This window comes from Mycobacterium sp. NGS58 (assembly GCF_059812385.1).
In genome coordinates this window covers 263,398-286,369 of sequence record NZ_JCALCO010000003.1, presented here as the reverse complement: position 1 = coordinate 286,369, position 22,972 = coordinate 263,398, and the positions used below count along the sequence as shown (strand labels likewise).

Here is a 22,972-nt window from a genome sequence, read left to right as displayed (position 1 = left end):
GGTTCTCCTCAGTCTTCGCGATATTTCTACTGTGCGCCCACCTCGGCGGGAATGTCTATGCCGTAGAGCTGCGCCGCGTTGCGCCAGCACAGCTTCTCGCGCTGCTCGGCGGATAACGCGCTGGGCAACTTCGTGACATCACCGCACTGCCAGTGTGGATAGCTCGAGCCGAACATCACCATGTCGTCTTTGCCGGTGAAGCCGAACCATTCGCCGGCGAATTCGACATCGCCGGGCCCATCGAGACTGCCCTGAACGAAATACACGTGACCGGGCAGGTAGTCGCTGGGAATCCGCGGGGCCCATGGTGTCTGCTCGAGGTGCGGCCGGCCGAACGTGTCCATACGCCAGATGAACGGCGTGATGAAGTCGGCGGCGCCATCGCCCCATACGAACTTGAGGCCGTCGAACCGCTCGAAAACTCCCTCGGCGATCATGTTCATCTGGTGATACAGGTAGTTCAGCGCCATGAAGCTGACGTACTGCTCGTAGGTACGGGTGTTCCCGTTCGGGGTCGGCGGAAACGCGATGCCAGACCCGACCTCGATGTGCGCGGCGACGGGAAGCCCGGCGTCGACGGCAGCCTCCCAAATGGGCCAGAACTGCGGTTTTCCGTAGAGCTCGCGGGATTGCAGTGGCACGCCGATCTGGACCACCCGCGGATGCGCCCGCCATCTCTCGATCTCACGCAGCGCGCCCGGGATGTCGTCGGGGTTGACCCGGATGGTGCCGCGGAACCGTTCACCGAACTGGCTCGACTCCAGCCAGTTCGACACCATCATCTCGTTGTGCGCGGCGTGCAGCGCGCTGCCCAGGTGCCGGTCCGGCATGATGCCGCGCGCCATCGGATGCAGGACCGCGACATCGACCCCGCGCTTCGAAAACAGTTCATTGGCAACGAAATCCGGATCCGAACCGGGGTACTGGCGGTCGGGGCCCTCGGTGTTGGGCGCGTACTCACCGCCGGGGGCGCCGTACCAGTCCATCTCGTAGTCGGGGAAGCCGCGGCTCTTGAACGGCTCGCGCAGGGTCTTCCGCAGCGCCTTATTGGACGGGAAGAAGATGTGCACGCTCGCGTCGATCAACGGTGTACTGGTTCCGTCAGCGTGTGTGATCACGAGGGCCACCCTTCGGCGCCGGCGGCCGGAGCCCACCGTGCGAGGTCATATGATAGCCAATCTAACATTTTATTAAGCGGTCCATCAATGGGTTTCCGGTAAGCATTTCGTTTACTCATAATCGCTGGTAGCGAGCGTTTTGCGAGCCTTTGGACAAGTCCGGTTCTTCTTTCCGGATAATACCATTCTCCGCACTCCTACGGGTACTCTGGATCGTCGCCTACCGTGACGCCGGCCGCCCGCTCGAACGGTTTGATCACCGTCGTGAAATCGGAGTCGGGCCCCTCAGCGTCGGCGAGCACCTCCCACAGGCGGCCGATCGTCTCGGCGACTTCGGCAGGCACGCCAAGCGCCCTCGCTTCGTCGAGGTATAGACGCACGTCTTTGAGCATCAGCCCGGTCGTGAAGCCATAGTCGAAGGTGCGCGGCAGGATCGCCCGGGGGAATTTGTCGCGGCTTGCACTAGTCGCACCTGATCCCGCGTTGAGCACCTCGATCATCACCGCCGGGTCGAGGCCGGCCTTGACGCCCATCACGACGACTTCCGCGGTCGCGGTCAAAACGTTCGCCGCCAAGATGTTGTTCGCCAGCTTCATCGTCTGCGCCGAACCGGGCTTGTCGCCGACATACACCGGCCGGCCCAAAGCTTCGAGCAGCGTTCGCACGGCTTCGAATTCGCCGCGCGGACCGGACACCATAATCGCCAGCTTCCCGTTCTCGGCCCCGCTGACACCACCGCTGACTGGGCTGTCCATCGCCACGATGTTGCGCTGGGCCAGCAGGTCGTGGATCTGCACCGTCATTTGGCTACCGACAGTGGACAAATCGAGATAGCGCTGCACCCGCGCGCCTTCGATCACACCCGCCGCACCGGTCGCCACCTCAAGGGAGGCGCCCGGGGTGGGCAGGCTGGCCAGCACCGTTGCGGCGCGATCGGCGACCTCTGTGGGCGATGACGCCGGGCGTGCCCCGAGGGCGACCAGGCGGTCGATGGCCTCGCTGCGCGTATCGAAGGCGACGATATCGTGCTTTCCCTGAATCAGGCGGCACGCCATGGGAAAGCCCATGTTTCCCAGCCCGATGAATCCGACCTGCACGGCGCCCTCCTTATCTGAATGGTGGCGATTCGCTGCACCCGGCTCCGCCGCGCTAGCGATCGCCACGGTCCCGATCCAGTTCGGCGAAAGCATCATTCGCGATCCGAAAGCTGTCGACGGCGGCCGGCACACCTGCGTAGATGGCGACCTGGAGAAAGACCTCGCGAATTTCCTCGCGGGTGACACCGTTGGTCAGCGCCGCCTTGACATGTGTGCGCAATTCGTTGGGCCGGTTGAGCACCGAGATCATCGCCAAGTTGAGCATGCTGCGGGTCTTACGTGGCAATTCCTCACGGCCCCACACCGCACCCCAGCAGTACTCGGTGACGAGATCCTGCAGGGGCCCGGTGAAGTCATCCGCGTTGGCCAATGCGCGGTTGACGTATTCCTCGCCCAGCACCTCGGAGCGGATTTGGAGCCCCCGCCGGTAGGTTTCGCGATCCAATGTTTCCTCCTTCAGGTCAAGGCAGCTGCTCTCGCGGGCTCGTGGGTGAGCTGTCGACGGTCCGCTTGCCTGGGCGCAGTCTTGCACCGGTGACGCTTCGCGGGGTCTACAGTCGTGATTCAAATGCGCCCGCCCCCTCGCGGCCCGTCTGCGTTGGGGGCGCCGCCGACACTTGGCTGCAGACTAATTCCCTTGCAGCAACTAGCGATACAGGCGCAGCGCCGGCACAGGTTCTGGGCGCACCAGATTAAGGAGAAGCAGTGGCCGGAGCGACCGCGGACATCCGGGAAGTGATGTCAACGGCCCGAACAATCCGGCGTTTCACCGTGCTGCGTTTGCCCGGGCAGCGGGCCGTCGATGGTGCGCGAGCCCCCGGCTAGCGGGGCGTTCGAAGCCTTCGGCCCGCCAACCGGGCGCTTAGCGGGCATAGCCTGCATCGATACGCCATACGCCGATTCAGAGATTATTACTTCCGCAACCGAGAATGTTATTCTCGCGTGACAGTCACGACGGGAGGCGGCGCGGATGCTGTTGGAGTTCGATGCTGATCAGCGACTGTGGCAGGACACCGTGCGCGATGCCGTCGCGAAGCAGTGCCCGCCCTCGCTGGTGCGCAGCGTGGCCGAAGAGGGCGTCGACCCGAGCCCGCTGTGGAAATCGTATGTAGACCAGGGCTGGACCGAGCTCAGCGATGCGGACAGCGCCGTCGAGCTCGCGATTGTGCTCGAAGAGCTCGGCCGCGCCACCGACCCCACCCCGTTCTTGGCGACGATGAGCCAGTTCGCACCGCTGGCCGCCGACCGGTTCGACCCACATCAGTCGGGCACCGCGGTCTACGGCGGCATCGCGGCGCACCGCGACGCCGAGGGCTGGGTGCTGGACGGCACGGCGCGCCATGTGCTCGACGGTGACCGCGCGGATCGGCTGGCGGTGGTAACCGATGCGGGGGTGTTCCTCGTCGAGTCCGGTCAAGTGGCGGCCCGGCGCTCGGCGGTGTTCGACCCGGTCCTGCACGTCGCCGACCTGTCGTTCGCGGAGGTTCGGGTGTCCGACACCGACCGGCTGACGGTCGACGCCGAGCGCGCCCACCATTTCGCGCTGACCGGCATGGCGATCACCATGGTCGGTGCCTGCCAACGCATCCTGGACCTGGTGCTCGAGCACGTCAAAAGCCGACAGCAGTTCGGCGTGGCGATCGGCTCGTTCCAGGCCGTCCAGCACAAGGCCGCCGACATGCACGTCGCGATCCAACGAGCAAGGGCCCTGGCATATTTCGCCGCGCTGACGAGCGCGGCCGACGATCCCCGGCGTCGGTTGGCGGCCGCGATGGCCAAGGCATCGGCGGGGGAGTGTCAGTCGCTGGTGTTCCGGCACGGCCTACAGCTGCACGGCGCAATGGGATTCACGTGGGAGAACGACCTGCAGTTCGCGCTGAAACGAGCCAAAGCGGGTGAGCTGATGCTCGGCGGCGCGGCGGAGCACCGGGCGCGCATCGCGGAGGAATACCGTGCAGCTGACTTTTGATTCCGACGTCGAGGAGTTCCGCGCGGAGTTCTCGGCGTTCCTCGACGAAAACCTGCCTCCCGCAAGCGAAACGCTCGAGCGACCGCGGTCGGTCTCGCACATGCCGCAGTGGGCGCGCGACTGGCAGCGGCTGTTGTTCGACAACGGCTGGTTGCTGCCCAGCCAGCCACCGGAGTTCGGCGGACGCAACGCAACGGTCATTCAGCAGTTCGTATACCTGGAGGAGCTGAGCCGCCGCCGGATCTACCACAGCTTCAACCCGCAGGGCGTGAACATCGTTGGGGCGTCGCTGTTGTCGTTCGGCAGCGACGAGCAGAAGCGCCGCTGGGCGGTGCCGATCTTGCGGGCCGAGATCACCGCGTCGCTCGGGATGAGCGAACCCAGCGCGGGTTCCGACCTGGCGTCGTTACGCACTCGCGCGGTGCGCACATCTGATTCAGCAGGCGAGTGCTTCCTGGTCAATGGCCAGAAGGTGTGGACCTCCGGTGCCCACGATGCCGACGTCTTGTTGGCGTTCGTCCGTACCAACCCAGATGTGCCGAAGCACAAGGGAATCAGCGCGCTCATCATCCCCACCGAAACCCCGGGTCTGGTGCGCCGTCCCTTCCCGTCGATCTGCGGTGCCGACGATCTGGATTTCAACGAGGTGTTCTTCACCGACGTGCGGGTGCCGGCCGAAAACCTGGTCGGCGAGCTCGACCAGGGTTGGCGGGTGGCCAACGGATCGCTGGGGCACGAACGCACCATGATGTGGCTGGGTTTCGCCGATCGCCTCGAGAACATGATCGACGACTTCCACCCCGGCAACGAGGTTGAGCGCGATCAGTACGCCACCACGATCATGGACAGGCAGGCACTGCGCTTGTTGGGTTCCGCGGCCCTGGCCCGCGCTGCGCGCGGCGAAGATGACGTGGCCGCGATCTCGGTGCTCAAGCTGCTCGGTTCCGAAGCGGAGTTGCGCGGCATGGAGTTGGCGTTGACGTCGGCGGGATCCGACGGGCTTATGCACCCCGGACTGACGGGGCCCTACGCGCACATGAACCTCGACCACTACTTCGCCAGCTGGTTCGAGCGCTACGCCCGCAGCTTCTCGGGGACCATCGCCGGCGGCACCTCCGAGATCCAGCGCAACATCATCGCGCAGAGGGTGCTCGGCCTGCCGCGCGGCTAGTGCGTCAGAGCGCTTGCCGAGACGTGTTGCTGGGCAACGCGGTCCGGTTCACGCCCGGCGTGTGCAGCTGGCCCGCCAACCACGGCAACGAGGTGGCAAACACCGTGCCGGCGGTCGGCCAGTCGTGCTTTCCGGCCTGAGCGACCACCGCGCAGTCGATGCCGTTCGCCCGGCCCAGTCCGCACAGGAACGAAGCGGCCGCGACCTGGTTACCCGGGTCGGCGGCGGCGCGGCCGGCGACGGCCATCGTGGGGGTGTCGACGGTCGTGATGTCCCGACGCGGTGAACCACCCGTCGCGATGGCGAACCAACCCGATACTCCGGTGTAGCGGCCGTGGCGATTGATCACCGTGGTCGGGTCGAATCTCGCCCACGCGTCGGCGTCGCCGTTGAACAGAGTGGCGATGGTCTGTTCCTTGGTTCCGGTGTTGGGGGTCAGGTCGCCCTCGATGTCGACGAAGGTGCTGAACATGTCGGGGTGCATGACGGTCAGATCCAGCGCGGTCGTCCCCCCCATCGACCAGCCGACGACGCCCCAACGGGACGGGTCGGGGCTCACCCCGAAGTTCGAGACCATGTAGGGCAGAACATCTTTGGTCAGATGGTCGGCGGCGTTGCCGCGGACACCGTTGACGCCTTCGGTGTCGTTGTCGAGCGCGCCACTGGGGTCCACGAATACCAGCACCGGTGCGTTGCCGCCGTGCGCGGCCGCGAAGGCGTCGGCGGTGTCGACCGCGCCGCCTGCGCGCGCCCAATCGGCGGGCGTGTTGACCATCCCGCCGATCATCATCACCGTCGGCAGTTGCGGAGGCGGGTAGCTGGCAAACCATGCCGGCGGCAGGTAGACGAGTTCCTCGCGATGCTTGAAATGCGATGCGTCGTCGGGAATCACGACAGGCACCAAGCTGCCGTGCGGCGGCATCGAGCCCTTCGCCGCCAACGCGATCGCGGCGGCCTTATCCGTTTGATTGGGCAGCGGAGCGGAGGTGAACTGATCCCACGCGCCCTGCACGGTTTGGAGGTAGCCGACCCACTGGTTGAGCACGAGCAGCGAGCAGAGCAGGCTCAGCGGCACGGCCAGAATCGATAGTCCCCGCCGCCACCACCTCGCACCGCGCCAGCCTACGATCAGCACCGCCATGGCCATTCCGGCCAGCGCGATCCACACGTACAGCGCGTCAGGTGCCGACTTGCTGGCGCCGTCCGCGACGAAGGAGTGCGCCCCGAGCGCCGTCATCACCCCGAGGACGGCGGCCGCGGGCAGCCACAGCATGCGCCAACGGCGTGAGCGCCATCCGGCGGCGAGCCCCAGCGCGATCGGCGTGACGAGTTGAGCCGTGATCGGCGCCCAACCGTCGATCAGAGATATGCCCGGTAGCGACATGGCGACTCCTCGTCTCAGCTGTACGAGAAAAGGGTCGAACGGCGGCCTCGGCGAATTCTTGGTGGATTCTTGGGACGGCCTCGGCGGTAAGGGAGTGTTCCGACGTCGAGTGTCAAGCCAGCTTCACACTCGGCTTCGAACGTGCGAGTAATTTCACGGTCGGCCGGGCACCGCGGGAGTTGGCGTCGCTCTAGACGCTCGCTGAGCCTAGACCGGATCGAATTTGGTGATCAGCCAGGTGCCGTTGACCCGGGTCAAGCTCACCAGCACGCTGCTGGAAGCCATTGCAGGGTCGGGGTTGTCCTTGCTCGTGGTGCTCTGGTCGACCAGCACCAGCACGACGGCCGAATTCGGATGCAGTTCCTGAACCGCGGCCCCCAACACCCGAGCGTTGGTTTTCAGTGACTTCTGTTTGGCCGCCGGAGCCACGATCTGCTCGGTGAACTGGTTGTAGTACGACAAGAAGTCCCCGGACAGGTGAGACTTCGCGGCGGCGAAGTCTTTGTCGAGAGATTCGGGCGAGTAGGACAGCAACGCGACCGTCCCATCGGACGCCGCGTTGGCGACCGCGCTCGCGACGCCGGCGTCGGTCTGTTTATCGGGCCGGTATTGCTCGAAGTACAGCCACGTCGCCGCGCCACCGGAAAGCAGCAGCAGCACAAGAAGAATCACGGGAACGACTTTTACCGTGCGACGCTTGCGCGGTTCACTAGGTCCGCGCTCAGTTTGTTCGGCAGAGCCTTCGGCGGTCTCGATGCTGGGCGTGTCATCGCTCATGGAATGAACTCCACGTTGGACATCTTGTATTGCCCGCCGTCGTTTTTGACCGTCACCTTGAGCCGCCAATTGCGTGGTTCGTCTTTGGCGCCAGCGGCGTTGGTGATGTGCGATGTCGCCGCGACGAGAACCAACGCAAAATCCCCGTTGATGGATTGCACGGCCGCCGCTTTCACGGTTCCCTGGGTGACCACTTTGGACTGCTCGACGACGGTCGTGAAATCTTTTGCACGCGCTTGGAAGTCGTCGTGGAACTGGCCGGTCGAGCTGTCGATCACCCGCTGGACGTCCTCCTTGGCCTTGTTGAAGTCCATGGACGTCAGGTTGACGACCCCTTGTCTCGCTCCCGCGATGAAGTTCGCGGCGCGCTGCTTGCGCTCGTCGGTTTCATGGCTTTGCCACACCATGTATCCGCTGGCCGCGACGAAGGCGCAGATGAGGGCGATTACGGCTGCTTTCCACGCCACGGACCACGAGGGCAGCCGCAGGCGTCGCCGAGAGCGGGCCGGCCTGGATTCCGGTTCCACGTCGTCGGAGACTTCGTCGTCGGATTCCGCTTCGGCCGCGTCGCTTGCATCGAAGGTTTCGGCGATGTCCTCGTCGGTTTCGTCGTCGTCGATCTTCGCCTCGGCCGTGTCACCATCGTCGGCGTCGGGAGATCCTTCCTCAGCGTCCGGGGCTTCTTCGGCCTCAGGCGCGGCCGCGGCGGCCTCGGCCTCGGCAGCCGCGAGCGCTTCACGTCGGAGCCGGGCGGCGCGGGCGCGGGCGCGCGCCGCAGCCGCCAGCGCCTCGGCTTCCGCGGCCTCAGCCTCGGCTTCCTCGAGCAAAGCCTTTGCGTCGGCTTTCGAGGTGGCCGAGTCTTGTGGCGGCTTCTTCGCCTTAGGCATCGTGCTGACTCCCCGTCGCCCTCATGAGCGACCGACTCCCGTACGTTTCACGCGGCTAGAATCGCACGAGCGAAAACGGGTAACTGTTGGTGCCCCCCGGGCCGCCTCCGCAGCCGGTGTCGAACGTCGAGTCGACCTGACCCGCCAGTGTCACCGCATCCCACGAGTAGACGTCGTGCGAAGGAAAGAACTGGACCACGCAGCGAACACCGTCGGGCACATCGACGGCCAGGGTGTAGCGGCCGTTGGCCAGCTGAGCTATGCCTCTGTAGACCGTCGCTTGCCCGTTGGGCTGCGGGGTCGCGTACACCTGCGCGCATCCTGGCGTTGGCTGGACGCACGGGCTGATCGACCAAATCCAGAAGTGGCCGGGATCCCGGTTCGTGTCCAGATGGTAGTTGCCAGGCACCATGTCCGCGTGGGCGGTTGGCGTGAGAGTCAGCGCGGCCATCGCAAGCGCAAGGCTCATTGCGAAAGTCTTCACGGATGCGTCTCCCATCTCTGCACACGCGCGTTGCCTCAATATAAGACGCGGTCACACTGAACAGGCCTACTCGCAAAAATTATGAGCTGCTCAGTCAATGACAGCCGCTTCTTTGCGTTCCGTGATCGGCCTGGCGAGCTCTTGCTCGTCGCAGATGCGCTGCAGCTTTTCCAGCGTTTCGTCCAGGCCTGCTCCGACCTTACGCCCGGGCGTGAAGGTGGCCGGTAGCTTACGCATGCCCTGGATGACACCGATGGTCTCGTAGTGGACGGTTCCCTCCGGGTCGCACTTGTAGTCGGGCATCCGGTCCAGCACCGCGGTCAGCATCGACTTGAACACGGTGCGCGCCACATTCGACCCGATGCACCGGTGGACCCCCAGCCCGAAGCTGAAGTGCCGATTGCCCTTACGGTCGAGGATGATCTCGTCCGGGTCGTGAAACACCGATGGGTCACGATTGGCCATCGCCCACGAAATCCACAGCCGTTCACCCTCTTTGAACTGCGTGCCGTCGAGCTCGGTGTCGTCGGCAAAGGTCCTGCCATCCCCGGGCGCCGGGGTGAAGAAGCGCAGGAACTCTTCGGTCGCCGGGTCGAGCAGGGCTTTGCGCTCATCGCTGAGCAGCTGTCGTTGGTCCGGGTGCTCCGAAAGCCATTCCAGGGAATGGGCGGTCAGGGCGGTCGTGGTGTCGAAGCCGCCGCCGATGACCAGGCCCAGGTTCCCCAGGATTTCCAGATCCGGAGCGGGCTCGCCGTCAATGCGCATCTGCAGCAGGCCATTGATGATCCCCGGCCGTGGGTTCTCGCGGACCTCCAGCATGTTGTTCACCATGTCGAGGCCCATCTCGCGGTGCATCGCGGTGACGCGCTCGATATCGGGGGAGTGCTCGGGCGTGTACACCGCGGCGTGCACCGGCTCGCTGTACAGGTTCCACTTCTGGAGCGGGATGCCCAGCATCGCCAGCGTGAAGACGGCGGGCACGATATTGGCCAGGTCGTCGACGAAGTCGATGCGGCCACTCTCGATCTTCTCGTCGAGGCAGGCGCGAGTCACGTCGTCGATGACGGGTTCCCAGCGCTTGATCGCCGCCGGTGACAGATACGGGTTGAGCACGGTTCGGTACGTGCGGTGCTCGGGGTCGTCCATCTCCAAGATGCCGCCGCGCACCGCGCTGACCCGGCTGGCCGTGGGGATCGAAATGCCTTTGTAGCCGCGTCGTTCGCCGTGGATGTCGTGATCGTTGGAGACGGCAGGGCAGCGCGCCAGCTCGAAGACCTCGTGGCTTCCGGCCGCGACCCAGTGGCCGCCGTAGGTTTCCGTCCAAGCCATGGGGCACTTTGCGTGCATCTCTTCGGTGATCGTCTTGAACTGCGACCGATACTCGGAGGAATGCCGGTCGAAGTGGTACCGGTTCTTCTTACGGTCGCTGTCATTGACGACATCGTCGACACTCAACGCTGTAGTCTCCCTATGTGTTTCGTGTGTGATGGGCGGGGCCGGCTCAGTCGTCGGTGATCATGATGGCCTGCTCCGGGCAGGACTGGGCGGCCTCACGCACCTGGTCTTCGCGGTCGGCGGGCACCACTTCGTCGACCGCCGACGAACTGCCGTCGATGTCGCTGAGCTGAAACGATTCCGGAGCGATCATCGCGCACAGAGTGTGGCCCTGGCACCGTTCTGAATCCACCGAGACCTTCACGGACTTTCTCCTCTCACACTGGTTGCCGCGCGCAACTGGTAGATCGTCACCGCTCAGGTGTTTCGACCGCCGTTGACGCCCAAGATCTGACCGGTGATGTAGCCGGCTTCCTCGGACACCAAAAACGCGCACGCCGCCGCGATGTCCTCGGGCGTGCCCATCCGGCGTACCGGGGTCCGCGCGATGGTTTCTTCGATGTCGCCGAGGAATCCATTCTTTTCGGCCGCGCGCAGCATCGGGGTGTCGATGAAACCCGGCGGCACCGCGTTGACTGTAATGCCCTTGGGCCCGTACTCGAGTGCCAACGACTTCGTCAGGCCGTTGACGGCCGACTTGGCCGCCACATAGTGACTCATGTAGGGCGCGCCGGAATGCGTGCTCGACGACGAGATGTTGACGATGCGTCCCCACCCCGCCTCGACCATGTCGGGCAGTACCGCCTGGACGGTGTGGAAGACGCCGTTCAGGTTGACGTCGATCACCCGGTGCCAGTCCTCGAAGGTGATGTTGTTGAACTTCTTGAACCCGTCGAGCCCGGCGGCGTTGACCAGAACCGTCACCGGCCCGAGTTGGGCGCGGATGGCCGAGAGTGCCGCATCCACTTGCGACCGGTCCGTGACGTCGGCGGTGAAAGCGAGGTCCGCCTCCGACGGACGCAGGTCGATCGAGGCGACATTCAACCCGTCGGCCCGCAGGCGTTGCGCGACGGCGAGGCCGATGCCAGATCCGCCGCCCGTGACTACCGCAGTCTTCATGTTGAGGCCTTTGCTCCGAAGGGGGCCATTTCAGTCACAAAGAATCTCCCTTACAATTATGAGAACCTTACTCTCCGCGCGGAGCGGCGTGCAACACGCGCGCAACAGCACGTCCTGCCTGCATGGAGAGGCCCAAGCCCACAGGGTGCAGCGGTTTTTCGCCCTGGTCAACACCTCGATACGGTTCCTGGGACTTTCTTGAATTATCGAAAGTCGAATGTAAGATTCGCCGGGGAAGAGAATGAAATTATCGTGACCGCCACCACACTAGGGGGTACGTAATGCCTGCCCAGGACACGGCAGAGCCTGCCACTGGGACCGCAGCGGCCATCGCATCACCAGCCGTATTGGCGAAGGTAGCCGGCGCATGAGGCCGCTCGAAGGCATCCGCGTCCTCGAGGTAGCCATGTACGGGTTCGTTCCTTCGGCGGGTGCGGTGCTTGCCGAATGGGGGGCCGACGTGGTCAAGGTCGAGCACGCGGTGACCGGTGATCCGCAGCGCGGGCTCCGTCAGACCGGGATGCTGCGCGTCGAAGGCGACCCGAACCCCAACATCGAGCATGCCAACCGCGGCAAGCGCAGCATCGGACTCGACATGTCGGTACCCGAGGGCAAGGAGGTGCTCTACGAGCTGGCCCGTCGCGCCGATGTCTTCCTGACCAGTTTCCTGCCCGATCACCGGCAGAAGTTCGGGATCGACGTCGAGCACATCCGGGCGGTCAACCCGAACATCGTTTACGCGCGTGGGAGCGCGCTCGGCCCACGCGGCGAGGAGTCGACCAAAGGCGGCTACGACATGACCGCCTTCTGGTGCCGGGCCGGCACCGCCGCCACCATCACGCCCGCCGGCATGCCGGGCATGATCGCGCCGCCCGGACCGGCGTACGGCGACACCATCTCGGGTACCAACCTTGCCGGTGGCATCGCAGCGGCGCTGCTCAAGCGCGAGCGTACCGGCGAACCGTCCGTCGTCGATGTGTCACTGTTGGGCAGCGGGTTGTGGTCGATGGGACACACCGTCGCGCTGACAAAGCATTTGGGCCAGCGACTGGAGGCGCCGCCGCCAGGCGTGCACGGGGCGCCCAATAACCCGTTGGTCGGTCTGTACACGACTTCCGACGGCCGCTACATCTCCTTCGTGATGATGCAGCCCACCAAGTTCTGGGCCGACGTGTGCCGCCATGTCGAGCTGCCGGAGTTGGCAGACGACCCGCGCTTCGACACGGTGGAGAACATCGCTGCCAACACCGCCGCCGCAGTGGAATTGCTGAGCAAGGCCATCGCCACCCGCACGCTGACGGAGTGGAGCGAGCGCTTCGCCACTCTCTCCGGGCCGTGGGCTCCCGTCCAGGACACCCTGCAGGCGGCCGACGACGCGCAGATCCGCTCGAACGAGTACATGGTCAAGGCGGGCGAACTCGAGCTGGTGGCCAACCCGGTACAGTTCGACGTCGCAGCGCCACAGACCGGGCCGGCGCCCGGATTCGCTGAGCAGACCGACGAGATCCTGATGGAGCTCGGCCTCGACTGGGACCGCATCATCGAACTCAAGACGGCCGGCGCCGTCACCTAAGACCGGAGCAGCTCTGACATGGTTGAGCAGACCGTCGCTTGTGTTGGGACGCAGTTGCCTTGCGTCACTGCACCGACCGCGAACTGCGCGATAACGGTTATGCATTTTTCGCTCCGCCTGGACGCGGCATGAGTCATAATCGCCGGACGCTCCAAGACGCGGAGTCCCTCGTTTTGCGGCGTGATCTCACGCAACGGGACGGAGGTTTGGCGTGAGCGAGTTCGCGGCTGTCGTATCGGCGATCGATGCCGGAACGCGGTTGCCCGCTAGGCATTTCGCCCTCGTCAGCGCGCGTTCACAGCCGTCAATTCTGCTGAATCTACCGCAGGCGTTGCGCCAGAACAAGACTACCGGTCTCGTAACACGAGGAAGGGTCTGACGCCGATGACGACCAAGGGCGCCGACCACTGGTCAGCGGGACTACCGCAGCTGAAACTGAAATGGGACCTCTCGGGGCCCATGCAGGCCGTCGGTGCCCTGTTCTCGATGTCGGCCGACGCGGTCAGGTTCGTGTTCCGCCGGCCGTTCCAGTGGCGGGAGTTTCTGGAGCAGTCCTGGTTCGTCGCGCGGGTGTCGCTGGCTCCCACCTTGTTGGTAGCTATCCCGTTCACCGTCCTCGTCAGCTTCACGCTCAACATCCTCCTGCGCGAACTGGGTGCCGCGGATCTGTCCGGTGCGGGCGCGGCGTTCGGCGCGGTCACCCAGCTGGGCCCGCTGGTCACGGTTTTGATCGTGGCGGGAGCGGGTGCTACGGCAATGTGTGCGGACTTGGGGGCGCGAACGATTCGGGAAGAGATCGACGCGATGGAAGTGCTGGGCATCAACCCGGTGCAACGATTGGTCACACCGCGCATGCTGGCTTCCGGACTGGTGGCCTTCTTGCTCAATAGCCTCGTCGTCATCATCGGCGTCCTTGGCGGCTACGTCTTTTCGGTGTTTGTGCAAGACGTCAATCCCGGCGCGTTCGCCGCGGGTATCACCTTGCTCACCGGCGTGCCCGAGGTGATTATTTCGTGCGTCAAGGCCGCGCTTTTCGGCCTCATCGCCGGCTTGGTCGCCTGCTATCGGGGCCTGTCGATCACCGGCGGGGGCGCCAAGGCCGTCGGCAACGCGGTGAACGAAACCGTGGTGTATGCGTTCATGTCCCTGTTCGTCGTCAACGTGCTCGTCACCGCAATCGGCATCAAGATGACGGCGAAGTAGGGCTGCAATGGCGCTGAGGGCTACATATCCGCGATTAAGCCGCCAACTCGAGAGGCCGGTCGCCCTGATGGGGCGGATCGGCGACCACACCCTGTTTTACGGCAAGGCGCTCGCCGGGGTGCCGTTTGCGGCCAAGCACTACACGCGCGAAGTCGTTCGACTGATCGCCGAGATCAGCATGGGCGCGGGCACTTTGGCGATGATCGGCGGAACCGTCGTGATCGTCGGCTTCCTGACCCTGGCGGCGGGCGGCACCCTGGCGATTCAGGGTTACACCTCGCTGGGCAACATCGGCATCGAGGCGCTGACGGGCTTTCTATCGGCGTTCATCAACGTGCGCATCGCGGCGCCGGTGGTCGCCGGGATCGGCCTGGCGGCCACCTTCGGCGCCGGGGTGACCGCTCAGTTGGGCGCCATGCGGATCAACGAAGAAGTCGACGCGTTGGAGAGCATGGCCATCCGCCCGGTTGCCTATTTGGTCAGCACCAGGATCCTGGCGGGAATGATGGCGATCACGCCGCTGTACAGCATCGCCGTGATCCTGTCGTTTGTCGCAAGCCAGTTCACCACGACGTTCTTGCTCGGTCAGTCGCAGGGTCTGTACCAGCACTACTTCAACACGTTCCTGAACCCGATCGACTTGCTGTGGTCATTCCTGCAGGCCATCCTGATGGCGCTTACCATCCTGCTGATCCACACGTATTACGGCTATTTCGCTTCGGGCGGGCCGGCCGGTGTCGGCAACGCGACCGGCAACGCGGTGCGCACCTCGCTCATCGTCGTGGTGTCGGTAACGCTGTTGGTCTCGCTCTCTATCTACGGTACGAACGGCAACTTCAACCTGTCCGGTTAGCAAAGGAGGTGGAACCGAAATGACTCAGAATGTGCCGGCGGGTCGCGGCGCGGTCGCAGGCCGACCCCCGCGCACCGGCCATGCGCGGCCCCCGGCCGGACGGAACTACCTGCCGCCCCTGCTCGGACTGGCCACCGTCCTCATCATTTGCTTGATTTTCGCCGTGGCGGTAGGCCTGTTTCAGGGTTCCTTCACCGAAACCGTGCCGGTGACTGTGATCTCGCAACGCGCCGGCCTGGTGATGAACCCGGACGCCAAGGTCAAGCTGCGCGGCGTGCAAGTGGGCAAGGTCGCGTCGATCGAGTCGCTGCCCAACGGCCAAGCGGCCATTCACTTGGCGATGGACCCGTCGCAGATGCACTTCATCCCCGGCAACGTGCTCGTCAACATCGCCTCATCGACGGTCTTCGGCGCGAAGTCCGTCGAGCTGGTGCCGCCCGACCAGCCCTCGGCGCAGCGGCTACGCGCCGGCCAGACGCTGCAGGGCCAGCACGTCATGGTCGAAATCAACACGGTGTTCCAGCAATTGGTGTCGGTGCTGTCGCACATCGACCCGCCGAAGCTCAACGAGTCACTGGGTGCGCTGGCGCAAGCGTTCAGCGGGCGGGGCCCACAGCTCGGCCAGTCCCTGAGCGACCTGGATTCGTTTCTGGCCAAGTGGGAGCCAAGCCTTCCCGCATTGAAACATGACCTCACGGTCTTACCCGCGGTGTCCAACGCCTATGCCGACGCGGCACCGGACCTGGTGAAGACCGCGGCCAATGCCACCCGGATCAGCAAGACGATTGTCGAGGAACAGCACAACCTGGACGCGTTGCTGATCAGCGCGATTGGTTTGGCCGACATCGGCAACGACGTCTTGTCGACGAACCGCCAACCGCTGACGAATGTGTTGCATCTGCTGGTGCCGACCACCGACCTGCTCAATGAGTACAACCCTGCGCTCACATGCAGTTTCACCGGCCTCGTACGGCTATCGCATGGGGCACCGTTGTCGGAACCGAGCATCAACATCTCGGCGAGCCTCACGTGGGGCGCCGAACGTTATCGGTATCCGACGAACCTGCCCAAGGTCGCTGCGACGGGCGGCCCGCAGTGCGTGAATCTGCCGCTGCCGTTCAATACGAGCCCACCCCAATTGATTGCCGATATCGGCGCGGACCCGGTGAACTACGGAAATCCGCAGCTGCTGCTCAACTCCGATCTGCTCAAACAGCTGCTGTACGGGCCGATCGCCGGTCCACCCCGCAACTCCGCCCAGATCGGACAACCCGGATGAGGACGCGCGCCACGCTGATCAAGTTCGCGATCTTTGCGGTCGTGATGGCGATGCTGACCGCCTTCCTGTTCTTCATCTTCGGCCAGTACCGGACCGGCGCGACGACCGGGTATACGGCGGTGTTCAACGATGTGTCGCGGCTCAAGACGGGGCAGTCAGTGCGGGTCGCCGGGATCCGAGTAGGCACCGTCAGCGGCGTTTCGCTGCGGCCGGACAAAAAGGTCGTGGTGAAGTTCGACGCCGACCGCAACGTCGTCCTCACCGAGGGCACCAGGGCAGCCGTCCGCTACCTGAACCTGGTGGGCGATCGCTACCTCGAACTCGTCGATGGTCCGGGCTCGACCAAGCATCTGCCGGCAGGCGGTCAGATTCCGGTCAACCGCACCGCGCCGGCGCTCGACCTCGATCTGCTGCTCGGCGGACTCAAACCCGTCACCCAGGGCCTGAATCCGCGCGATGTCAACGCGCTGACCTCAGGACTGTTGCAAGTTTTCCAGGGCCAGGGGGGGACCCTCGACTCGCTGTTCGCCAAGACGACTTCGTTTTCGAACGCGTTGGCCGACAACGATCAAACCGTCCAGCAACTGATCGACAATCTCAACATCGTGATCGGCACGGTCTCGAAGGACGGCAAACAGTTCTCCGGCGCGATCGATCGCCTCGAGCAGCTTGTCAGCGGCCTGTCAAATGACCGCGACACGATCGGGTCCGCCATTGACGCCCTGGACAAGGGAACCGCCTCGCTGGCGGACCTGCTGGCCGAGGCCCGACCCCCGCTGTCGGGCACCATAGCGCAGTTGAATCGGCTGGCGCCGATCCTCGATGGCGACAGGGACCGCCTCGACGCCGCACTCGGCAAGGCGCCACAGAACTACCGCAAGCTGGTCCGGCTCGGCGTGAACGGCTCCACTATTCCGTACTACATCTGCCAGTTCGGGCTCCGCGGCACAGATCTTTCGGGTAAGACCGTGCGCGCCAACATCTTTAGGTCAGAAGCAGGAAGGTGCTCGGAACCCTAATGCTCAAGTATCGCGGAGCTGGGCTCGTCAAGGCAGGACTGATCGGCGTCGTCCTGGCGGTGATGGTCATCCTGGTGGGCCTCTCGCCCGACCGGTTCACCCAATGGGCGTCGATGGTCAGGTACCAGGCGCTGTTTACCGAAGCCGGCGGCCTTGCGACGGGCAACCCCGTAATTGTGTCGGGGCTGAAGGTCGGCACGGTGTCGGATGTGAAGCTGCGCCACGGCGATGCGCTGGTGACGTTCGCGATGAAGGGCAACATCCTGCTCGGCTCGGAGACTTCCGCGCACATCCGCACCGGCACGCTGCTGGGCGAGCGGATGTTGACAGTGGAGTCAGCCGGCAGCGGCACGATGCATCCGATGGCTCTGATCCCCATCTCCCGCACGTCCTCGCCCTATTCGTTGACCGAGGCGGTCAGTGACCTGACGTCGGACACGGCCGGCACCAACACCACGGCGTTGAATCAGTCGTTGGACACGCTGGCTGCGACGCTCGATCAGATCGCACCTCAGATGGGGCCGGCCTTCGACGCGCTCACCCGGTTATCGCGAACCCTCAACAGTCGCAACAAAAACCTGGGCGAGTTGTTCAAGAGTGCCGGCGACGTCACCGGCATACTCTCCGAACGCAGCATGCAGGTCAACAAGCTCATCCTCAACTCCGATTCCTTGCTGCAAGTGCTGGTCGCACGCCGGCAAGAGATCGTGGACCTGCTGGCCAACACGTCCGTGGTGGCCAAGCAACTGACGGCGTTGGTGCACGACAACGAAAGCACATTGGCACCGACGCTGGAGCGGCTGAATCGGGTTCTCGGGGTGTTGGAGAAGAACCGCGACAACATCGGCAAAGCGCTGCCGGGTCTGGCCAAATTCCAAATCACGGTCGGTGAGGCCATCTCCGGTATGTACGCGTACCAGGCCTTTGCCCCGAACTTCCTTATCCCCCAACTCTTCCAGGAACTGGTCGACTACCTGTGGGGATTCCGGACCTTCGATACTTCAAAGGGACCCGGATTCCCATCGCCGGTACCTCGGGCACTGACCCCCTGGCCGTACAACTCCATTCCACAGTGCCCCGGTTGCACCCTGGGCGGACGGATCGGAGGATCACAGTGACCTCCCCGATCTCGCGCATTCCGCGCAAGCGGCTGACGGTACTGACGGCGGTTGTGCTCGTCGGGCTGATCGTCGCCGGCGCAGCCGTGGTCATCCGTAACACGTTCTTCGGCCCACGGACGATCACCGCCTACTTCACCACCGCCACCGCGATCTATCCCCACGACGAGGTGCGGGTTTCCGGTGTCAAAGTCGGCAGCATCAAATCCATTCAGCCGCAGGGCACTCAGGCCAAGATGGTCCTCAAGGTCGACCACGACGTGCCCATTCCTGCGGACGCGAAAGCGGTTATCGTCGCCCCGAATCTGGTGGCCGCCCGCTATGTCCAGCTCTCACCGGCCTACCGCGATAGTGGGCCGGTCATGCACGACGGGGCAGTGATACCCGTCGAACGCACCGCGGTGCCGGTCGAGTGGGACGAGGTCAAAACCCAGTTGATGCGGCTGGCAACGGATTTGGGACCCAAGAGTGGGGTATCGGGCACGTCGGTGGGCCGGTTCATCGACAGCGCCGCCAATGCGCTTGAGGGCAACGGCGACAAGCTGCGTCAAACGCTAGGGCAATTGTCAGGCGTGGGACGTATCCTCGCCAACGGTAGCGGCAACATCGTCGACATCATCAAAAACCTGCAGACCTTCGTCGCCGCGCTGCGCGACAGCAACGTGCAACTCGTGCAGTTCAACGACCGCCTGGCCACGCTCACCAGCGTGGTCAACGACAGCAAATCCGACCTGGATGCGGCGCTGGCCGATCTGTCCACGGCGGTCGGCGAGGTGCGGCGATTCATCGCCGAAACCCGCAACCAGACCAGCGAGCAGATCGCCCGGTTGGCCGATGTCACGCAGAACCTGGTCGATCACCACATGGCCCTGGAAAACATTCTGCACGCGGCGCCGAACGCGTTCGGCAACTTCTTCAACGACTACAACGCCGACACCGGAACGATCGTGGGTGGGTTCGGGCTGATGAATATGGCGAACCCCACCTGGGGCGGACAGGTTCTGCTGTCCACACCGGGCTGCACGCAAATCGGCGCCATCGAGAACATCACGGCGGTCGAATCGGGCAAGCTGTGCTCCCTGTTCCTCGGTCCCGGATTGCGGCAGACGAGCTGGAACAACTCGCCGATTCCCCTCAACATAATCATCGCCAAATCGGTTGATCCGGGCCGGGTTCTCTACACCGAGCCGCGCCTGGCGCCCGGCGGCGAGGGCCCGAAGCCCGGACCACCCGAGATGCCGCCCGCGGTGTCGGCCTACACCGGCCTGCCCGGCGATCCGGTGGGACCGCCGGGGGCGGTGCCGCCGGAGCGGATACCGGGCGCGGCGATGCCGCTGCCGCCGCCACCGTCGACACCGATGCCACCACCACCACCCGCGCCGTCTGTGTCGGGCATGCTGCTGCCAGACGGAGGGCCACAACAATGATCGCCCGGGTGGTCGCTAGGCGGATATTCACCGTCGGCTGTTGCGCGATGTTGATGACGACGGGATGCGCATTCCACGGCCTGAATTCACTACCGCTGCCCGGCGCGGTCGGACGTGGGCCCGGGGCCAACATCTACCACGTCGAGCTCCCGAATGTCGGGACGATGGAGTCGAATTCGCCGGTGCTGATCGACGACGTCGTCGTCGGCAGTGTCGGCACGATGCGGGTGCAAGGCTGGCACGCGGACGTCGAGATCTCGGTCAAGCGCGATGTGGTGGTCCCGGCCAATGTAGTAGCGACCGTCGGTCAGACCAGCCTGCTGGGCTCGATGCATGTGGAGCTCAATACGCCGCCCGGGCAATCGGGAGGTGGACGGCTGCAGCCGGGCGCCACCATCCCGCTGAGCCGATCATCGGCCTACCCATCGACAGAGCAGACGCTGTCGTCGCTTGGCGCGGTCGTCAACGGCGGGGGACTGGGACAGATCGGCGAAGTCATCCACAACTTCTCGGCCGCCCTGTCCGGGCACGAGGGTGCGGTGCGCGATCTGATTACCCGCCTGGACACGTTCGTCGGGACATTGGACGACCAGCGGGACAACATCGTCGCCTCCATCCAGGCGCTGAATCGGCTGTCGGCCACCTTCGCCGACCAACGCGACGTAATCACCGACGCGCTGCGCAAGATACCGCCGGCGCTCGAGGTGTTGATCAAGGAGCGGCCGCGTCTGACGGCCGCCCTGGACCATCTTCGGGTGTTCAGCAACACCGCCACCCGGCTGATCAACGACTCCCAGGCCGACCTGGTCACGAACCTCAAGAATCTGGAGCCGACCATCAAAGCGCTCGCCGACGTCGGACCGGAGTTCGGCGCGGCCATCGCGGCGGCGTTCGTGTTCCCGTTCACCCAGAACTTCGTCGACCGCGCGGTCCGAGGCGACTTCTTCAACCTGCATTTCGACTTCGACCTCACGATTCCACGGCTCAAGAAGGGTTTGTTGCTTGGAACCCACTGGGGGCAGCTGGATATGCCTGTGCCACCGGTGCCCGGGGATCCGTATCGCATGACTTACACACTCGATCCTTTGCATAACCCGCTGAGGCCACCGTGGATCGATCCCAACGCCTTGCCGCTGCCCCCACCACCGGCCGGTGCGGCTCCGCTGCCCGGCCCGCCGCCGGCTGCGGTACCGGGACCGGGTCCCGGCAATTACGGACCGCTGCCCGGCCCGCCGCCGGGCGCGGCCCCTCTGCCCGGTCCGCCGCCGGGTGCGGCTCCGGTGCCCGACGCGGGACTTGGTCAAACGCCGCCGCCCGCAGAGGCGCCTGGAACGGGAGCGGGTGGATAGATGCTGACGCGCTTCGTTCGCATCCAGCTGGCGGTTTTCGCGATCGCCGGAATCATCGGCGTAATCGCGATGGTTCTCTTCTATATCCAAGCGCCGACCCTGCTGGGCATCGGCCGGATGACGGTAACGCTGGAGCTGCCGGCCACTGGCGGCCTGTACCGGTTTTCCAACGTGACCTACCGCGGGGTTCAGCAAGGCAAGGTCACCTCGGTGGATCTGACGCCGACCGGCGCGAAAGCCACACTCTCGCTTAGCAGTTCGCCGAAGGTCCCTGCGAACCTGACGGCGAAGGTGCTAAGCGTTTCCGCGGTGGGTGAACAGTACGTGGACTTGCAGCCCAAAACCGATTCGCCGCCCTATCTGCACGACGGCTCGGTTATCGCCGTGCGCGACACGACGATTCCGCAGCCGGTTGCCCCGATGCTCGAGCAAGTCAATGCCTTGGTCAAGAGCATCCCGAAGACCAAACTTGGCCAATTGCTCGACGAGGCCTTCCAGGGCTTCAACGGTTCGGGTTATGACTTGGGGTCGCTGATCGATTCCTCGAAGACTTTGTCCCGCGATGCCAACGGCGTCGTCGATCGCACCCGAGCCCTCACCGAAGACACTGGGCCGCTGCTGGATACCCAGGCGAGCACCACCGATTCGATCAGGAAGTGGGCACACAGCTTCGCCGGCATCTCGGATACGCTGGTGGATAACGATTCCCACTTCCGCACCATCTTGGAGAATGGCCCTGACGCCGCGAACGAGGCGTCGCGGCTCCTCGAACAAATCAAACCGACGCTGCCGGTGCTGCTTGCCAACCTCACCACCATCGGGCAGATCGGCGTCACCTACCATCCTTCGATCGAGCAGCTACTGGTGCTGCTACCGTCGGGCGTTGCTGTCGAGCAGGCCGCTGCGGGCGAAAACCATCCCGACGGTAGGGCTTACGGCGACTTCGCGGCCACGGTCGACGATCCGCCGATTTGCACGGTCGGCTTCATGCCGCCCAATACCTGGCGGTCCCCAGACGACCTCACCGACATCGACACACCGGACGGGTTGTATTGCAAACTCCCGCAGGATTCACCGATCGCGGTTCGCGGTGCCCGCAACTATCCCTGCATGGGTCACCCGGGCAAGCGCGCACCGACTGTCGAAATCTGCAACAGCGACAAGCCGTACATGCCACTAGCGATGCGACAGCACACCCTCGGCCCCTATCCGCTGGACCCGAATCTGCTGGCCCAGGGTGTCCCGCCCGATGACCGAATCACCACCAATGACAGGATCTTCGGCCCGGTCGAGGGTACGCCGTTACCGCCGGGGGCGGTGCCGCGCGGAGCTCCTGTGGGGCCGCGGGGAGAAAATCCACCGCCGGGCACGCTCGGGGCCGCAGTTCCCCCCGTCCCGTCTTCGGGACCCCCCGCGCTGGCGCCGATGTCGAGAATGTCGGCGGACCTTCCGCCCATAGCGCCACTCGACGTTCCTGCGGCGGGAGATCTTCCCCCGCCGCCCGCGGCGCCAGCCCCGCTTCCGGTCCCGCTTCCAGCCCCGCCCTCTCCTCCCGATCCCGCACCGGCTGACACGGCTGGCGGCGGAGGACCCCAGGCTGCGCCAAGCTCGTTCGGGGCCAAAGCGTCTAAGCTCGGGCCGTCGGTCGTGGTGGCGAAGTACGATCCGCGCACCGGTCGTTACGTCGGTCCGGACGGAAAGTTGTACCAGCAGTCGGATCTCGTTACTCCGAAAGCACCCAGGACGTGGAAGGACATGCTTCCCAACTGAATTCGCCGGGAGACGAAGCGGCCCGAGGGGGGCAATGAAG

Annotated in this window: 21 protein-coding genes; 11 read left to right on the top strand and 10 right to left on the bottom strand. The window is 64.7% G+C overall.

All coding sequences use genetic code 11. The features are described 5' to 3' along the window. Nucleotides 1–26: 26 nt before the first annotated feature. From AC5Y4H_RS04990 to AC5Y4H_RS04980, 3 genes are all read right to left on the bottom strand, one after another. Nucleotides 27–1,118, bottom strand: coding sequence for an amidohydrolase family protein (locus AC5Y4H_RS04990; protein ID WP_499979059.1), 1,092 nt, complete (start codon nt 1,116–1,118; stop codon nt 27–29). A 197-nt stretch (nt 1,119–1,315) separates the two neighbouring features. Next, a complete protein-coding gene (locus AC5Y4H_RS04985; protein ID WP_499979055.1) occupies nt 1,316–2,215 on the bottom strand; it encodes an NAD(P)-dependent oxidoreductase in 900 nt (299 codons plus the stop codon). Nucleotides 2,216–2,267: 52 nt separating this feature from the next. Beyond that, nucleotides 2,268–2,660 (bottom strand): carboxymuconolactone decarboxylase family protein, encoded by a 393-nt coding sequence (locus AC5Y4H_RS04980; RefSeq protein WP_499979052.1) that lies wholly within the window; start codon nt 2,658–2,660, stop codon nt 2,268–2,270. A gap of 525 nt (nt 2,661–3,185) precedes the next feature. On the opposite strand from AC5Y4H_RS04980, the gene AC5Y4H_RS04975 reads away from it, so the two are divergent. Continuing rightward, complete coding sequence (locus AC5Y4H_RS04975; protein WP_499979046.1) at nt 3,186–4,184, top strand: acyl-CoA dehydrogenase family protein; 999 nt, start codon at nt 3,186–3,188, stop codon at nt 4,182–4,184. Further along, the gene (locus AC5Y4H_RS04970; RefSeq protein ID WP_499979044.1) at nt 4,168–5,355 is read left to right on the top strand and encodes an acyl-CoA dehydrogenase family protein; all 1,188 of its coding nucleotides are present in this window, start codon (nt 4,168–4,170) and stop codon (nt 5,353–5,355) included. The genes AC5Y4H_RS04975 and AC5Y4H_RS04970 overlap by 17 nt, the downstream gene beginning before the upstream one ends. A gap of 4 nt (nt 5,356–5,359) precedes the next feature. Here the strand turns inward: AC5Y4H_RS04970 and AC5Y4H_RS04965 are convergent, their stop codons facing one another. From AC5Y4H_RS04965 to AC5Y4H_RS04935, 7 genes are all read right to left on the bottom strand, one after another. Then, nucleotides 5,360–6,739 (bottom strand): alpha/beta hydrolase, encoded by a 1,380-nt coding sequence (locus tag AC5Y4H_RS04965; protein WP_499979043.1) that lies wholly within the window; start codon nt 6,737–6,739, stop codon nt 5,360–5,362. A 207-nt stretch (nt 6,740–6,946) separates the two neighbouring features. Beyond that, entirely contained in the window at nt 6,947–7,516 is a 570-nt protein-coding gene (locus AC5Y4H_RS04960; protein WP_499979041.1) for a hypothetical protein, read from the bottom strand. Further along, nucleotides 7,513–8,403, bottom strand: a complete 891-nt coding sequence (locus tag AC5Y4H_RS04955) for an Rv1363c family protein (RefSeq protein WP_499979039.1) — start codon at nt 8,401–8,403, stop codon at nt 7,513–7,515. The genes AC5Y4H_RS04960 and AC5Y4H_RS04955 overlap by 4 nt, the downstream gene beginning before the upstream one ends. Nucleotides 8,404–8,458: 55 nt before the next feature. After that, entirely contained in the window at nt 8,459–8,902 is a 444-nt protein-coding gene (locus AC5Y4H_RS04950) for a hypothetical protein (RefSeq protein ID WP_499979037.1), read from the bottom strand. 75 nt (nt 8,903–8,977) lie between these two features. Continuing rightward, nucleotides 8,978–10,342 carry a cytochrome P450 gene (locus AC5Y4H_RS04945; RefSeq protein WP_499979035.1) on the bottom strand — a complete coding sequence of 455 codons (1,365 nt, stop codon included), beginning with the start codon at nt 10,340–10,342 and terminating at the stop codon, nt 8,978–8,980. A gap of 46 nt (nt 10,343–10,388) precedes the next feature. Next, nucleotides 10,389–10,586 carry a ferredoxin gene (locus AC5Y4H_RS04940; RefSeq protein ID WP_499979033.1) on the bottom strand — a complete coding sequence of 66 codons (198 nt, stop codon included), beginning with the start codon at nt 10,584–10,586 and terminating at the stop codon, nt 10,389–10,391. A 53-nt stretch (nt 10,587–10,639) separates the two neighbouring features. Then, nucleotides 10,640–11,341 carry an SDR family NAD(P)-dependent oxidoreductase gene (locus tag AC5Y4H_RS04935; RefSeq protein ID WP_499979030.1) on the bottom strand — a complete coding sequence of 234 codons (702 nt, stop codon included), beginning with the start codon at nt 11,339–11,341 and terminating at the stop codon, nt 10,640–10,642. Nucleotides 11,342–11,708: 367 nt separating this feature from the next. Here AC5Y4H_RS04935 and AC5Y4H_RS04930 point away from each other — a divergent pair, with 367 nt between their 5' ends. The 9 genes from AC5Y4H_RS04930 to AC5Y4H_RS04890 all read left to right on the top strand — a co-directional run bounded on the left by AC5Y4H_RS04930 (nt 11,709) and on the right by AC5Y4H_RS04890 (nt 22,932). After that, nucleotides 11,709–12,914 carry a CaiB/BaiF CoA transferase family protein gene (locus AC5Y4H_RS04930; RefSeq protein ID WP_499979028.1) on the top strand — a complete coding sequence of 402 codons (1,206 nt, stop codon included), beginning with the start codon at nt 11,709–11,711 and terminating at the stop codon, nt 12,912–12,914. 384 nt (nt 12,915–13,298) lie between these two features. Continuing rightward, on the top strand, nt 13,299–14,117 hold the full coding sequence (locus tag AC5Y4H_RS04925; protein ID WP_499979026.1) for an MlaE family ABC transporter permease: 819 nt from the start codon (nt 13,299–13,301) through the stop codon (nt 14,115–14,117). A gap of 7 nt (nt 14,118–14,124) precedes the next feature. Then, nucleotides 14,125–14,970 (top strand): ABC transporter permease, encoded by an 846-nt coding sequence (locus AC5Y4H_RS04920; RefSeq protein ID WP_067357593.1) that lies wholly within the window; start codon nt 14,125–14,127, stop codon nt 14,968–14,970. A gap of 19 nt (nt 14,971–14,989) precedes the next feature. Beyond that, nucleotides 14,990–16,249, top strand: a complete 1,260-nt coding sequence (locus AC5Y4H_RS04915; protein ID WP_499979024.1) for an MCE family protein — start codon at nt 14,990–14,992, stop codon at nt 16,247–16,249. After that, nucleotides 16,246–17,268 (top strand): MCE family protein, encoded by a 1,023-nt coding sequence (locus AC5Y4H_RS04910; protein WP_499979021.1) that lies wholly within the window; start codon nt 16,246–16,248, stop codon nt 17,266–17,268. The genes AC5Y4H_RS04915 and AC5Y4H_RS04910 overlap by 4 nt, the downstream gene beginning before the upstream one ends. Beyond that, nucleotides 17,268–18,386: an MCE family protein gene (locus tag AC5Y4H_RS04905; RefSeq protein ID WP_067357585.1), complete on the top strand. Its 1,119-nt coding sequence runs from the start codon at nt 17,268–17,270 to the stop codon at nt 18,384–18,386. The genes AC5Y4H_RS04910 and AC5Y4H_RS04905 overlap by 1 nt, the downstream gene beginning before the upstream one ends. Next, the gene (locus AC5Y4H_RS04900) at nt 18,383–19,813 is read left to right on the top strand and encodes an MCE family protein (protein WP_499979019.1); all 1,431 of its coding nucleotides are present in this window, start codon (nt 18,383–18,385) and stop codon (nt 19,811–19,813) included. The genes AC5Y4H_RS04905 and AC5Y4H_RS04900 overlap by 4 nt, the downstream gene beginning before the upstream one ends. After that, nucleotides 19,810–21,162, top strand: coding sequence for an MCE family protein (locus tag AC5Y4H_RS04895; RefSeq protein WP_499979018.1), 1,353 nt, complete (start codon nt 19,810–19,812; stop codon nt 21,160–21,162). Before AC5Y4H_RS04900 ends, AC5Y4H_RS04895 begins: the two co-directional genes overlap by 4 nt. Further along, a complete protein-coding gene (locus AC5Y4H_RS04890) occupies nt 21,163–22,932 on the top strand; it encodes an MCE family protein (protein ID WP_499979017.1) in 1,770 nt (589 codons plus the stop codon). It begins immediately after the preceding gene. Nucleotides 22,933–22,972: the final 40 nt, after the last annotated feature.